At 68.4% G+C, this 12,514-nt stretch carries 12 protein-coding genes, 3 tRNA genes and 3 pseudogenes; 4 read left to right on the plus strand and 14 right to left on the minus strand.

Translation table 11 applies throughout. The features are described from left to right. The 8 genes and pseudogenes from VN520_RS13135 to VN520_RS13170 form a co-directional block, all read right to left on the minus strand. Nucleotides 1-1,691 (minus strand): annotated as a pseudogene (locus VN520_RS13135) (DNA-directed RNA polymerase subunit beta); the annotation flags it as partial. Between the two features lie 610 nt (nt 1,692-2,301). Continuing rightward, the gene (gene rplL, locus VN520_RS13140; protein ID WP_325747075.1) at nt 2,302-2,685 is read right to left on the minus strand and encodes a 50S ribosomal protein L7/L12; all 384 of its coding nucleotides are present in this window, start codon (nt 2,683-2,685) and stop codon (nt 2,302-2,304) included. 86 nt (nt 2,686-2,771) lie between these two features. Next, the gene (gene rplJ, locus VN520_RS13145; RefSeq protein ID WP_033297586.1) at nt 2,772-3,335 is read right to left on the minus strand and encodes a 50S ribosomal protein L10; all 564 of its coding nucleotides are present in this window, start codon (nt 3,333-3,335) and stop codon (nt 2,772-2,774) included. Between the two features lie 400 nt (nt 3,336-3,735). Then, nucleotides 3,736-4,458: a 50S ribosomal protein L1 gene (gene rplA / locus VN520_RS13150; protein ID WP_325747076.1), complete on the minus strand. Its 723-nt coding sequence runs from the start codon at nt 4,456-4,458 to the stop codon at nt 3,736-3,738. A gap of 82 nt (nt 4,459-4,540) precedes the next feature. After that, nucleotides 4,541-4,975, minus strand: coding sequence for a 50S ribosomal protein L11 (gene rplK, locus VN520_RS13155; protein ID WP_325747077.1), 435 nt, complete (start codon nt 4,973-4,975; stop codon nt 4,541-4,543). A 178-nt stretch (nt 4,976-5,153) separates the two neighbouring features. Beyond that, nucleotides 5,154-6,089, minus strand: coding sequence for a transcription termination/antitermination protein NusG (gene nusG, locus VN520_RS13160; RefSeq protein WP_325747078.1), 936 nt, complete (start codon nt 6,087-6,089; stop codon nt 5,154-5,156). A 74-nt stretch (nt 6,090-6,163) separates the two neighbouring features. Next, nucleotides 6,164-6,451: a preprotein translocase subunit SecE gene (gene secE / locus VN520_RS13165; protein WP_325747079.1), complete on the minus strand. Its 288-nt coding sequence runs from the start codon at nt 6,449-6,451 to the stop codon at nt 6,164-6,166. A 106-nt stretch (nt 6,452-6,557) separates the two neighbouring features. Beyond that, nucleotides 6,558-6,630, minus strand: a tRNA-Trp gene (locus VN520_RS13170). Nucleotides 6,631-6,844: 214 nt separating this feature from the next. Between VN520_RS13170 and VN520_RS13175 the strand changes: the two genes are divergently transcribed. The 3 genes and pseudogenes from VN520_RS13175 to VN520_RS13185 all read left to right on the plus strand — a co-directional run. Next, entirely contained in the window at nt 6,845-8,071 is a 1,227-nt protein-coding gene (locus tag VN520_RS13175; protein ID WP_325747080.1) for a pyridoxal phosphate-dependent aminotransferase, read from the plus strand. A gap of 121 nt (nt 8,072-8,192) precedes the next feature. Continuing rightward, complete coding sequence (locus tag VN520_RS13180) at nt 8,193-9,206, plus strand: adenosine deaminase (RefSeq protein ID WP_325747081.1); 1,014 nt, start codon at nt 8,193-8,195, stop codon at nt 9,204-9,206. 41 nt (nt 9,207-9,247) lie between these two features. Next, nucleotides 9,248-9,394 (plus strand): annotated as a pseudogene (locus tag VN520_RS13185) (epimerase); the annotation flags it as partial. An 89-nt stretch (nt 9,395-9,483) separates the two neighbouring features. On the opposite strand, the gene VN520_RS13190 reads toward VN520_RS13185, so the two are convergent. The 6 genes from VN520_RS13190 to VN520_RS13215 form a co-directional block, all read right to left on the minus strand. Then, a complete protein-coding gene (locus VN520_RS13190) occupies nt 9,484-10,539 on the minus strand; it encodes a UDP-N-acetylmuramate dehydrogenase (RefSeq protein ID WP_325747082.1) in 1,056 nt (351 codons plus the stop codon). A gap of 108 nt (nt 10,540-10,647) precedes the next feature. After that, complete coding sequence (locus VN520_RS13195; RefSeq protein ID WP_325747083.1) at nt 10,648-11,076, minus strand: MaoC family dehydratase; 429 nt, start codon at nt 11,074-11,076, stop codon at nt 10,648-10,650. Then, a complete protein-coding gene (locus VN520_RS13200; protein WP_325747084.1) occupies nt 11,076-11,528 on the minus strand; it encodes a MaoC family dehydratase N-terminal domain-containing protein in 453 nt (150 codons plus the stop codon). Before VN520_RS13200 ends, VN520_RS13195 begins: the two co-directional genes overlap by 1 nt. Before the next feature lie 104 nt (nt 11,529-11,632). Next, nucleotides 11,633-11,797, minus strand: a complete 165-nt coding sequence (gene rpmG / locus VN520_RS13205) for a 50S ribosomal protein L33 (RefSeq protein ID WP_003956487.1) — start codon at nt 11,795-11,797, stop codon at nt 11,633-11,635. An 88-nt stretch (nt 11,798-11,885) separates the two neighbouring features. Beyond that, nucleotides 11,886-11,958: transfer RNA gene (locus VN520_RS13210), tRNA-Met, on the minus strand. A gap of 45 nt (nt 11,959-12,003) precedes the next feature. Beyond that, a tRNA-Thr gene (locus VN520_RS13215) sits at nt 12,004-12,076 on the minus strand. Between the two features lie 308 nt (nt 12,077-12,384). On the opposite strand from VN520_RS13215, the pseudogene VN520_RS13220 reads away from it, so the two are divergent. Then, nucleotides 12,385-12,514: pseudogene (locus tag VN520_RS13220) on the plus strand (hydrolase); the annotation flags it as partial.

Genomic DNA, 12,514 nt, shown 5'->3' on the forward strand with positions numbered 1-12,514 from the left:
TCGAGCTGGAGCTTCAGGTCCTTGAGCGACGCCGCCTGGGGTGATCGGCGGGCCAGCACCCGGTCGTTGCGGAACGTGCTGTCCTCGTTCAGCGGGGCGTTGGCCTGGGCGACGATGTACTCCTCCTCCTCATCCGCGGTGAGGAAGACGACCTCGTCGGTCACGGTGGAGTCGCGCACCACCCGGTAGGGCGTCTCGAGGAAGCCGAAGGGGTTCACCCGGGCGTAGCTGGAGAGGTAGCCGATGAGGCCGATGTTCGGGCCCTCCGGCGTCTCGATCGGGCACATCCGGCCGTAGTGGCTGAAGTGCACGTCCCGGACCTCGAAGCCGGCCCGCTCACGGGAGAGGCCGCCCGGGCCGAGGGCCGACAGGCGCCGCCGGTGGGTGAGGCCCGACAGCGGGTTCACCTGGTCCATGAACTGCGACAGCTGGCTGGTGCCGAAGAACTCCTTGATGGAGGCCACGACCGGCCGGATGTTGATCAGCGTCTGGGGGGTGATCGCCTCGACGTCCTGGGTGGTCATGCGCTCACGCACGACGCGCTCCATACGGGCGAGACCCGTACGGACCTGGTTCTGGATCAGCTCACCGACGTTACGGATACGACGGTTGCCGAAGTGGTCGATGTCGTCCGTCTCGACCATGATCGAGCGGCCGGACTCGCCGACCGTCTCGGACTCACCGGCGTGCAGCTTCACCAGGTACTTGATGGTGGCGATGATGTCGTCGCTGGTGAGGACACCGGCGTCGAGCGGCTCGTCGGCGCCGAGCTTCTTGTTCACCTTGTAGCGGCCGACCTTCGCGAGGTCGTAGCGCTTCGGGTTGAAGTAGAGGTTCTCGAGCAGCGTCTGAGCGGCCTCACGCGTGGGCGGCTCGCCCGGACGCAGCTTGCGGTAGATGTCGAGCAGCGCGTCGTCCTGGCCCTGGGTGTGGTCCTTCTCCAGGGTGGCGCGCATCGACTCGTACTCGCCGAACTCCTCGAGGATCTGCTCGGTGGTCCAGCCGAGAGCCTTCAGGAGGACGGTGACGGACTGCTTGCGCTTGCGGTCGATGCGGACACCGACCATGTCGCGCTTGTCGATCTCCATCTCCAGCCAGGCACCCCGGGAAGGGATGATCTTGGCGGAGAAGATGTCCTTGTCGGACGTCTTGTCGATGGAGGAGTCGAAGTAGACACCCGGCGAACGCACGAGCTGCGACACGACGACACGCTCGGTGCCGTTGATGACGAAGGTGCCCTTGTTGGTCATGAGCGGGAAGTCGCCCATGAAGACCGTCTGGGACTTGATCTCGCCGGTCTCGTTGTTGGTGAACTCGGCCGTGACGAAGAGCGGCGCGGCGAACGTGAAGTCGCGCTCCTTGCACTCGTCGATCGAGTTCTTCGGGGGCTCGAAGCGGTGGTCGCGGAAGGTGAGCGACATCGACCCGGAGAAGTCCTCGATCGGGGAGATCTCCTCGAAGATCTCCTCCAGGCCGGACTTGGTGGGGACGTCTTGTCCGCTGTCCAGAGCAGCCTCGACGCGAGCCTTCCAGGCGGCGTTGCCGAGGAGCCAGTCAAAGCTCTCGGTCTGCAGCGCGAGGAGGTTCGGAACCTCGAGGGGCTCCTTGATCTTTGCAAAAGAGATGCGCAGCGGGGCGGTGCTGGCACCGTTGTTCGTATTCGAGGTCGAGGCGTTGCGCGAGGCGGCCAAGAGGGGGTCCTTCCGAGGGCTCGGACTCACTACGCGCGTACCGGCCCCAAGCCCTGCACAGAGACGGGAATCCCTAGGTCAGGGAAGGTCCGGTCGTCGGTGCCAGGCGTGGGCATGCCCCTGGTGACGGGCAGGAGGCAGCTAACAGGCAGCGCAAAGGGTCAGTGTAGCCAAACGCCACACTGATGTCCAGTCGCGGTTCTCAGAGACCCACGTTGCTCTCAACAGCTGTTCTCAACACCTATGAATAGCCCTCGCGCGGTGTGCGCTCTTCTTTACTGCCCTCTTCGCTCTCGATCCATGCCTCGGAAGCGGATCGAGATGACGACGCGTCCTGAGAATTGCGCGCCGCGTGCGGTTCGTCAAGGCCCCGAGGGCCTCGGCGGACGTCCGGCGATCTTCACCTGCGTCCGGAGGACGCTGGTTGACGCCTTACGGCGACCCGGAGAAAAGCACGGCGAAGATCACCCTACTCGTCGCGCGCGGAAGTTCAAGGCAGCCTCCGGGGGCACGCCGAAGGGCGACCACCCGGATGGGTGATCGCCCTTGGCGATGTGACGTCCCTGCCTCACGGCAGGGGCTGCCTTGCGGAGTCAGAGGACTCGCAGGGTCACTTGACCTCGACGGAAGCGCCGGCGGTCTTGAGGGACTCGGCAGCCTTGTCGGCGGCCTCCTTGGCGACCTTCTCGAGGACGGGCTTCGGGGCGCCGTCGACGAGGTCCTTGGCCTCCTTCAGACCCAGCGAGGTCAGCTCACGCACGACCTTGATGACCTGGATCTTCTTGTCGCCGGCAGCCGTGAGGATGACGTCGAACTCGTCCTGCTCGGCCTCGGCCTCGGCAGGGGCGCCCGGGCCGGCGGGGCCGGCAACGGCGACCGCGGCGGCGGCGGTGACGTCGAACTTCTCCTCGAAGGCCTTCACGAACTCGGAGAGCTCGATGAGGGTGAGCTCCTCGAACTGGGCGAGCAGGTCTTCCTGGCTGAGCTTCGCCATGATGGCGTCCTTCCACTAATTCGGCAGGTGCCGGATGTATATGTAGGCGGGCGTACGGGCCCGCTGCGAGCCGTGGACGCGGAGTGTTACTCCGCCACCTCGGCATCGGCGGGAGCCGGGGTACCGGCACCGCCCTGCTCGGCCTTCTTGGCACGAAGCGCTTCCGCGGTGCGGACGAACTTCGAGGGCAGAGCCTGGAAGAGCTGCGCAGTCTGCGTCTGCTTGCCCTTCATGGCACCGGCCAGCTTGGCGAGCAGAACCTCGCGGGACTCGAGGTCCGCGAGCTTCTTGAACTCATCGGCGGTAACGGCCTTACCATCAAGGACACCGCCCTTGATGATGAGGCTCGGGTTCTCCTTGGCGAAGTCACGAAGACCCTTCGCCGACTCCACCGGGTCACCGGTGACGAAGGCAACCGCCGTCGGACCCGAGAACAGGTCGTCCAGCGTGTCGATCCCGGCCTCGTTGGCCGCAATCTTGGTCAGCGTGTTCTTCACCACGGCGTACTGGGCGTTCTCACCGAGCGAACGGCGCAGCTGCCTGAGCTGTGCCACGGTGAGACCCCGGTACTCGGTCAGCACGGCGGCGCTCGAGCTGCGGAACTGGTCCGTCAGCTCGGCCACCGCGGCAGCCTTGTCGGGCCTTGCCATGAGCGTCGGCCTCCTTCCGGGTGATGAGGACCGCTCAGAAGGGGCCGGGAAAGACGAAACGCCCCAGCGCAGGCGCCAGGGCGTAGCTCTACCGGATTAATCCGGGAGCTTTCCACAGTCACCTGCGCGGGTCGCCCGTTCTCGACGGATCCTTCGGTCGCCGTCCCCTCTGACGAGAGTGCGGCAACGACCAGCGGTCTTTGGCTTCTTGTGGAGCTTACGCGACCGGAGCCGTCCGGAGCAAATCCGTCCCGGTTCGACCGGTCCGGGAGGTTTAGGAGCCGCCCGAGCGGCCGAGGGCAAGCGCCCGGGGCGTACGCGGACGGGCCCCGCAGTCTCCGAGGAGGCTGCGGGGCCCGTCCCGATGCCATGACGGCGGCTACCGGGTGAGCACGGGGGCTCAGACGGCGGCCGGGTCCTCCTCGACGAGGAGGTTGCGCACGCGGTTGGCGTCCAGCGGGATGCCGGGGCCCATCGTCGTGCTCATGGTCGCCTTCTTGATGAAGCGGCCCTTCGCGGCGGACGGCTTCAGACGGAGGATCTCCTCCAGGGCCGCGCCGTAGTTCTCGACCAGCTTCGTGTCATCGAAAGAGGTCTTTCCGATGATGAAGTGCAGGTTCGAGTGCTTGTCGACGCGGAACTCGATCTTTCCGCCCTTGATGTCGTTGACGGCCTTGACGACATCGGGGGTGACGGTGCCGGTCTTCGGGTTCGGCATCAGACCACGCGGACCGAGCACGCGGCCCAGGCGGCCGACCTTGCCCATGAGGTCCGGCGTGGCGACGACGGCGTCGAAGTCCAGACGGCCCTTCGCCACCTCGTCGATGAGCTCGTCGGCGCCGACGATGTCGGCGCCCGCGGCTTCCGCGGCCGCAGCACGGTCACCGGTCGCGAAGACCAGGACCCGGGCGGTCTTGCCGGTGCCGTGCGGGAGGTTCACGGTGCCACGGACCATCTGGTCGGCCTTGCGAGGGTCGACGCCCAGGCAGAACGCGACCTCGACGGTGCCGTCGAACTTGGTGGTGGCGGTGTCCTTGGCGAGACGGACGGCCTCGAGCGGGGCGTACGTACGCTCCCGGTCGATCTTCGCGTCCGCAGCGCGGAGGTTCTTGCTGCGCTTCACATCTACTCCTGTGGTGTTCAGAGTGTGGAGTCGTGGTGCGGACCAGCGCTTGGTCCTACCACTGAAGGCCTACGGGGCTGGTTCAGCCTTCGACCGTGATGCCCATGGAACGGGCGGTGCCGAGGATGATCTTCGACGCGGCGTCGAGGTCATTGGCGTTCAGGTCGGGGAGCTTGGTCGTGGCGATCTCGCGGACCTGGTCGGCCGTGATCTTGGCGACCTTGGTCTTGTGCGGCTCGCCGGAGCCCTTGTTCACACCTGCGGCCTTGAGGATCAGCTTGGCGGCCGGCGGAGTCTTCGTGATGAAGGTGAAGGAGCGGTCCTCGTAGACCGTGATCTCCACCGGCACGACCATGCCACGCTGCGACTCGGTCGCGGCGTTGTAGGCCTTGCAGAACTCCATGATGTTGACGCCGTGCTGGCCCAGTGCGGGGCCCACCGGCGGCGCCGGGTTGGCCGCACCGGCGTTGATCTGGAGCTTGATGAGCCCCGTGACCTTCTTCTTCTTGGGAGGCATTGCTCTCTCCGGGTCCTAGTGAGAGTGTTTCGCCCCCGTTCCGGTCATCCGGATGGAGGCATACCGCACAACGATAACGGGTATAGCTGCGCGACCAAAAACCGAGCAGGTCAGACCGGCTGCGAAGCCGGTCCGACCTGCTCGGTAGGCATGTGTCCAGAGACGGGCGGAAAGCCGGTCAGTTCTTCTGGATCTGGTCGAAGCTGAGCTCGACCGGGGTCTCGCGACCGAAGATCTCGACGAGGCCCTTGACCTTCTTCGAGTCGGCGTTGATCTCGTTGATCGTCGCCTGCAGGGTCGCGAACGGGCCGTCGGTGACGGTGACCGAGTCGCCCACCTCGAAGTCCAGGACCTGGACCTCGACCTTGCGGGCCGGAGCCGGCTTGCCCTCGGCCTCGGCCGCCTCGCGGGCCGCCTTCTCCTCGGCCTCGGGGGCGAGCATCTTGACGATCTCGTCCAGGGTCAGCGGGTACGGGTCGTAGGCGTTGCCGACGAAACCGGTGACGCCGGGCGTGTTGCGGACAACACCCCAGGACTCGTTCGTCAGGTCCATGCGCACCAGGACGTAACCCGGGAGCTTGTTCTGACGGACGTTCTTCCGCTCACCGTTCTTGATCTGGACGATCTCTTCCTCGGGCACCTCGGCCTGGTAGATGAAGTCCTCGACGTTGAGCGAGACGGCGCGCTGCTCCAGGTTGGCCTTCACGCGCTTCTCGTAACCGGCGTACGTGTGGATGACGTACCACTCGCCGGGAAGTCCTCGCAGCTCGTCGCGCAGGGCGGCGACGGCGTCGACGGGGGCGGCCTGCTCGGTCTCCTCGGAGGACTCGGCGCCGGACTCGTCCGTGGCCTCTTCGTCCTCGTCGGATTCGTGCCCGTCGGATTCGTCCTCGTCGGACTCCTCCTCGTCGGCGGACTCGGCGGACTCTTCGTCCTCGTCGGTCTCGACACGCAGGGCGTCCTGCTCGGCGGGCTCGCCCGCGGCGGCGTCAGCAGCGTCGACCTGGTCCGGGGCCACGGCATCCGCCGCCTCGACGATGTCGAGCTCGTCCTCGGCGGACTCGACGGCGCTCGCCGTGGGCTCGGCGTCGTCGTTCAGGTTCGGGTCAGACACGATGGCTGCTTCTTCCTGGATACAAATGGGTGGAACATGCGAAAGGGGCGCCGATGAGGCGCCCTCCGCGGGGATCAGCCGAAGACGTACTTGACGATCCGCGCAAATCCGAAGTCAATCACGGTGACGAGACCGATCATGACGACCACGAACACGATCACCACGGCCGTGTAGGTGGACAGCTGGCTGCGCGTGGGCCATACGACCTTGCGAAGCTCGGCGACGATCTGGCGGTAGAACAGCGCGAGACGGCCCAGAGGGCCCTTCTTTCCGCGCTTTCCGCCCTTCCGGGTCTTCTTCTGCGACTCGGGGGCTTCGTCCTCGGCATCAGGCATGTCGATGGAGCCCACGGCGTCCGTCACGCTACTCACCTGATTCCGGGTCGTGGCCGTGCCGCGCCCGGTGGAGCCGCACGGCGGTGCATTGAAGTACGTACATGCGCACACATCCTGGCGAAGGAGTGTGTAGCAGGGCCGGAGGGACTTGAACCCCCAACCGCTGGTTTTGGAGACCAGTGCTCTACCAATTGAGCTACGACCCTTTGTGGTTTCCACCAACCTACCGCATCCTCCCCGGCAAGCCGGTCGGGAAAACGGTGCGACTGATGAAGGCCAACGACAGGTGAGTGTACGTGCTCAGGGGCGCCGCGTCGAACAGACAACAACCGACCGGTCCTGTCCGGATGCTGTCCACGTCCTGTCCGGTCCCTGAAACCCCTGTGCCGCGGGCATTTCCGGTCTGGGAGCATGGGGGCCATGAGCGCTGCAACTTCTCCGTCCGAGCGCCGGGTCTCGGCCCGCATCGGTGCGATCTCCGAGTCCGCCACCCTCGCCGTCGACGCCAAGGCCAAGGCCCTCAAGGCCGCCGGGCGTCCGGTGATCGGTTTCGGCGCCGGTGAGCCCGACTTCCCGACCCCCGGCTACATCGTCGACGCCGCCGTCGAGGCCTGCCGCAACCCCAAGTACCACCGCTACACCCCGGCCGGCGGGCTCCCCGAGCTCAAGGCCGCCATCGCGGAGAAGACACTGCGCGACTCCGGCTACGAGGTCGACGCCTCCCAGATCCTGGTGACCAACGGCGGCAAGCAGGCCATCTACGAGGCCTTCGCCGCGATCCTCGACCCGGGCGACGAGGTCATCGTCCCCGCCCCGTACTGGACCACCTACCCCGAGTCCATCCGTCTCGCCGGCGGGGTGCCGGTGGAGGTCGTCGCGGACGAGACCACCGGCTACCGCGTCTCCGTCGAGCAGCTGGAGGCGGCCCGCACCGAGCGCACCAAGGTCGTCCTCTTCGTCTCCCCGTCCAACCCGACCGGCGCCGTCTACGGCGAGGCCGAGACCGAGGCCATCGGCAACTGGGCCGTCGAGCACGGCCTGTGGGTCATGACCGACGAGATCTACGAGCACCTGGTCTACGGCGACGCCGCGGCCGCCTCCCTCCCGGCGGTCGTGCCCGCGCTCCGCGACAAGTGCATCGTGGTCAACGGCGTGGCCAAGACGTACGCCATGACCGGCTGGCGGGTGGGCTGGATCATCGGCCCCAAGGACGTGGTCAAGGCGGCGACCAACCTGCAGTCGCACGCCACCTCCAACGTCAGCAACGTCGCGCAGGTCGCCGCGCTGGCCGCGGTCTCCGGTCCGCTGGACGCGGTCGCCGAGATGCGGAGTGCCTTCGACCGCCGCCGCAAGACGATCGTGCACATGCTCAACGAGATCAACGGCGTGCTCTGCCCCGAGCCCGAGGGCGCGTTCTACGTGTACCCGTCGGTGAAGGGACTGCTGGGCAAGGAGATCCGCGGCAGGCGTCCGGCGGACTCCGTCGAGCTCGCGGCCCTCATCCTGGACGAGGCCGAGGTCGCCGTGGTGCCCGGTGAGGCGTTCGGCACCCCGGGTTATCTGCGGCTGTCCTACGCGCTGGGCGACGACGACCTCGTCGAGGGCGTCTCCCGGCTCCAGAAGCTGCTGGGCGAGGCCCGCGACTGACGCGGGCCCCTCGAACAGAAGGCGGCTCCCGGCTCCGGCCGGGGGCCGCCTTCTGTTCGAGGGGTAACTCACAAGGGGATCCGGCTACCGCGGCACCCCTCATGTGCGGCAAGATCCTTCAATGGAGCGTGACGTACGGCAGTTGCCCAAGGCCCATCTGCACCTGCACTTCACCGGGTCGATGCGGCCCACGACCCTGCTCGAACTGGCGGACAAGTACGGGGTCCGTCTGCCCGAGGCCCTGACCGGCGGTGAGCCCCCCAGACTGCGGGCCACGGACGAACGCGGCTGGTTCCGCTTCCAGCGCCTCTACGACATCGCCCGGTCCTGTCTGCGCTCGCCGGAGGACATCCAGCGGCTCGTGCGCGAGACCGCCATGGAGGACGTCGCGGACGGCTCCGGATGGCTGGAGATCCAGGTCGACCCGACCTCGTACGCCCCGCTGCTCGGCGGGCTGATCCCGGCGATCGAGATCATCCTGGACGCCGTGGACCGGGCGGCCCGCGACACCGGGCTGGGGATCCGCGTGGTGATCGCGGCGAACCGGATGAAGCACCCGCTGGACGCCCGGACGCTGGCCCGGCTCGCCGTGCGGTACGCCGACCGGGGCGTCATCGGCTTCGGCCTCTCCAACGACGAGCGGCGCGGGATGGCCCGCGACTTCGACCGCGCCTTCGCCATCGCCCGTGAGGGCGGTCTGCTCGCGGCGCCGCACGGCGGTGAGCTCTCGGGCCCCTCCAGCGTCCGGGACTGCCTGGACGACCTCGACGCGGCCCGGATCGGGCACGGCGTACGGGCGGCGGAGGACCCGCGGCTGCTGCGCGAGCTCGCCGAGCGGGGGGTGACCTGCGAGGTCTGCCCGGCGTCCAACGTGGCTCTCGGCGTCTACGAGAAGCCCGCGGACGTACCCCTGCGCACTCTGTTCGACGCGGGGGTGCCGATGGCGCTCGGCGCGGACGACCCGCTGCTCTTCGGTTCCCGCCTGGCAGCGCAGTACGACCTCGTGCGCCGGCACCACGCGTTCACCGACGAGGAACTGGCCGAGTTGGCCCGGCAGTCCGTGCGGGGATCCGTGGCTCCCGCCGAGGTCCGGGAGAAGCTGCTGGGCGGGATCGACGCGTGGCTGGTCAGCTGATGCCGTTCAGCAGGGCGCGGGCGGGGGACGCGGCGCCGGTCGGCCCGCTGACCGGGTCGTACCGGACGGCCGTCGGCGGCACCCCGCGCAGCGGCCGGTCCCTCGCGCGGGCCGACGTGGCCCGCGCGATGCCGGCGCCGGTCGATGATCCGGCCGCGGTGAAACAGGGCGTGGGCGTCGCGTACTGAGGGCGCCCGGGGCGTGGGTGTCACGTACCGAGCGGAGGGCGCCCGGGGCATGGGCGACCGCGTACCGGAAGGCGCCCGGGAAGGCCGGGCTACAGGGTGACGCCGACCGTCACCGGTTCGTTGACGAGCGTGACCCCGAAGGCCTCGTGGACTCCGGCGACGACCTCGCGGGCCAGGGCCAGCAGGTCCTCGGTGGTCGCGCCGCCCCGGTTGGTGAGGGCGAGCGTGTGCTTGGTGGAGATGCGCGCGGGGCCGGTGCCGTACCCCTTGGTGAAGCCCGCCTTGTCGATGAGCCAGGCGGCCGAGGTCTTCACCCGGCCGTCACCCGCGGGGAAGGCCGGGGGCGTGACGTCCGCGCCCAGGCGCTCGCCGGCTCGGGCGAGGAAGGCCGCGTGCTGCGCCTCGTCGAGGATCGGATTGGTGAAGAAGGATCCGGCCGACCAGGTGTCGTGGTCCTCCGGGTCGAGCACCATCCCCTTGCCCGCCCTCAGCCGGAGGACGGTTTCACGGGCCGAGGCGAGGGGGACGCGGTCCCCCTGCTCGACGCCCATGGCCTTGGCGGTCTCGGGGTAGCGGAGGGGTGCGGACCGTCCGCCGGCGTCCTCCAGCCCGAACCGGACGCGGAGCACGACGAAGCGGCCGGGTTCGGCCTTGAAGCGGCTGTGGCGGTACGAGAACGCACACTCCTCGTTCGGGAGGGTGACCGTCTCCCGGGTGTGCCGGTCGTAGGCGACGACCTCGGTGATGACCGAGGACACCTCCTGCCCGTAGGCACCGACGTTCTGGATCGGCGTCGCCCCGGCGGACCCGGGGATTCCGGCCAGGCATTCGATCCCGGCCAGTCCTGCCTCGACCGTACGGGTCACGGCGTCGGTCCAGATCTCACCGGCGGCGAGTTCGAGCGCCGTACCGGTCAGCTCGAAGCCCTCGGTCGCGATGCGCAGGGCCGTTCCGTCGAAGCCCTTGTCGCCGATGACCAGGTTGGAGCCACCGCCGATGACCAGGAGCGGGGTTCCGCTGTCGTCGGCCTCGCGCACGGCGGCGATCACCTCCGCGTCGGTCGTGGCCGTCAGGAGGCGGCCGGCGGGACCGCCGAGCCGGAAGGTGGTCAGGGGGGCGAGGGGGGCGTCGTGGAGTTCCTGCACGGGACAAGAGTACGGTCCGCAGCCGTACCGCCCGGGGCGGGCCGCGGAGCGCGCGAAGGGCGCCCTCCCGGGGGAGGACGCCCTTCGGCGGACAGCGGCAGCCGCCGGTCAGGCGAGGCGGACGACCGCGCGGGACATGCCCAGCACCTTCTTGCCGTCGCTCATCGCCGTCAGGTCGACCCGCACGAGGTTGTCGTCCAGCTTGGCGGCCACCTTGCCGCTGACCTCGATCAGCGCCCCGGCCCCGTCGTCCGGCACGACGACCGGCTTGGTGAACCGCACGCCGTACTCGACGACCGCGCCCGGGTCGCCGGCCCAGTCGGTCACCACCCGGATCGCCTCGGCCATGGTGAACATGCCGTGCGCGATCACGTCCGGCAGACCGACCTCGCGTGCGAACCTCTCGTTCCAGTGGATCGGGTTGAAGTCTCCGGAGGCGCCCGCGTACCGCACCAGCGTCGCCCGTGTCACCGGGAACGACTGCGCCGGCAGTTCCGTACCGACCTCGACAGCTCCGTAAGCGATGCTCGCCGTCATCACGCCTCCTCGGCGGCACGCGCCACCAGCTTCGTCCACGCGGTCACGACGTGCTCACCGGACTCGTCGTGCACCTCGCCCCGGATGTCCACGATCTCGTTGCCCGCCAACGACTTGACGGCCTCGATGGTCGAGGTGACCGTCAGCCGGTCGCCCGCCCGTACGGGGCGGGTGTAGGCGAACTTCTGGTCGCCGTGCACCACACGGCTGTAGTCCAGGCCCAGCTGGGGGTCCTCGATCACCTGGCCCGCCGCCCTGAAGGTGATCGAGAAGACGAACGTCGGCGGAGCGATCACATCCGGGTGCCCCAGAGCCTTGGCGGCCTCCGGGTCGACGTACGCGGCACCGGTGTCACCCACCGCCTCCGCGAACTCCCGGATCTTCTCCCGGCCGACCTCGTACGCCGGGGTGGGCGGATAGGTCCGCCCCACGAAGGACTGGTCGAGCGCCATGAGCTCCGTACCTCCTGGTGAAAAGTCGAATAGGGCGAGGGACGACCCGCATACAACGACACGAGGCCGCCCCCTATGGGGACGGCCTCGTGTACGAGCCTGTTTCAGCGCGTTTCGCGGTGCGCGGTGTGCGAGTTGCAGCGCGGGCAGTGCTTCTTCATCTCAAGACGGTCCGGGTTGTTACGCCGGTTCTTCTTGGTGATGTAGTTCCGCTCCTTGCACTCCACGCAGGCCAGCGTGATCTTCGGGCGGACGTCGGTGGCAGCCACGTGAGTGCTCCTTGGACGGACGATGGACGGATGAACGCATAAAAGAGTAGCCGATCGAAGGACCGACCCCACAATCGGCTACCGTTAGTAGCGGTGACCGGACTTGAACCGGTGACACAGCGATTATGAGCCGCTTGCTCTACCGACTGAGCTACACCGCTTTGATGCCGGGCTCCCCCGCCGAAGCGGGGTTTCCCGATCACCAGAGCCCCAATGCGGAATCGAACCGCAGACCTTCTCCTTACCATGGAGACGCTCTACCGACTGAGCTATTGGGGCGAGCGAGGAAGACATTACACGGTCTCTCGCCGATCGCCCAAATCCGTTTCCATCGCCCGTCCCGGCCCCACTCCCCCGCTCCGGGCGGCCCCTGCCGACACCCCCCTGACCAGGCCCTTGATCAGCACGTACGCCGCCTCCGCGGACCACCTCCCGGGCCGCCTCGCGGGCCCCTGCGGCGCCCCTCTTCCCGCCCGCCTCACAGGGCCACATCCGTACGACCGGTCCGCTCCTCCGCGGGGCGGAACGGGACTGCGCCTAGGCTCGGCGCACGCTGCGCGAATCTGCATCCCTTCCAGGAGCGCTCGATGCCCGAAAGCCCCGCCGACCCCTCCGCGCTCCTGCTCGGCGGGGCGCGGCTCGCGGACGGACGCACCGCCGACGTGCTGCTCGGCGGCCCGCGCATCGAGGCGGTCGGGACGGCGGGCAGCCTCACCA

Origin of the sequence: Streptomyces sp., assembly GCF_035563135.1 — a bacterium.
Taxonomy (GTDB): domain Bacteria; phylum Actinomycetota; class Actinomycetes; order Streptomycetales; family Streptomycetaceae; genus Streptomyces.

Excerpts from the sequence above, each read along its gene's own strand:
- rplL (WP_325747075.1), bottom strand. The coding sequence starts at position 2,685 with ATGGCGAAGCTCAGCCAGGAAGACCTGCTCGCCCAGTTCGAGGAGCTC.
- rplJ (WP_033297586.1), bottom strand. The coding sequence starts at position 3,335 with ATGGCAAGGCCCGACAAGGCTGCCGCGGTGGCCGAGCTGACGGACCAG.
- rplK (WP_325747077.1), bottom strand. The coding sequence starts at position 4,975 with ATGCCTCCCAAGAAGAAGAAGGTCACGGGGCTCATCAAGCTCCAGATC.
- VN520_RS13175 (WP_325747080.1), top strand. The coding sequence starts at position 6,845 with ATGAGCGCTGCAACTTCTCCGTCCGAGCGCCGGGTCTCGGCCCGCATC.
- VN520_RS13180 (WP_325747081.1), top strand. The coding sequence starts at position 8,193 with ATGGAGCGTGACGTACGGCAGTTGCCCAAGGCCCATCTGCACCTGCAC.
- VN520_RS13195 (WP_325747083.1), bottom strand. The coding sequence starts at position 11,076 with ATGACGGCGAGCATCGCTTACGGAGCTGTCGAGGTCGGTACGGAACTG.
- VN520_RS13200 (WP_325747084.1), bottom strand. The coding sequence starts at position 11,528 with ATGGCGCTCGACCAGTCCTTCGTGGGGCGGACCTATCCGCCCACCCCG.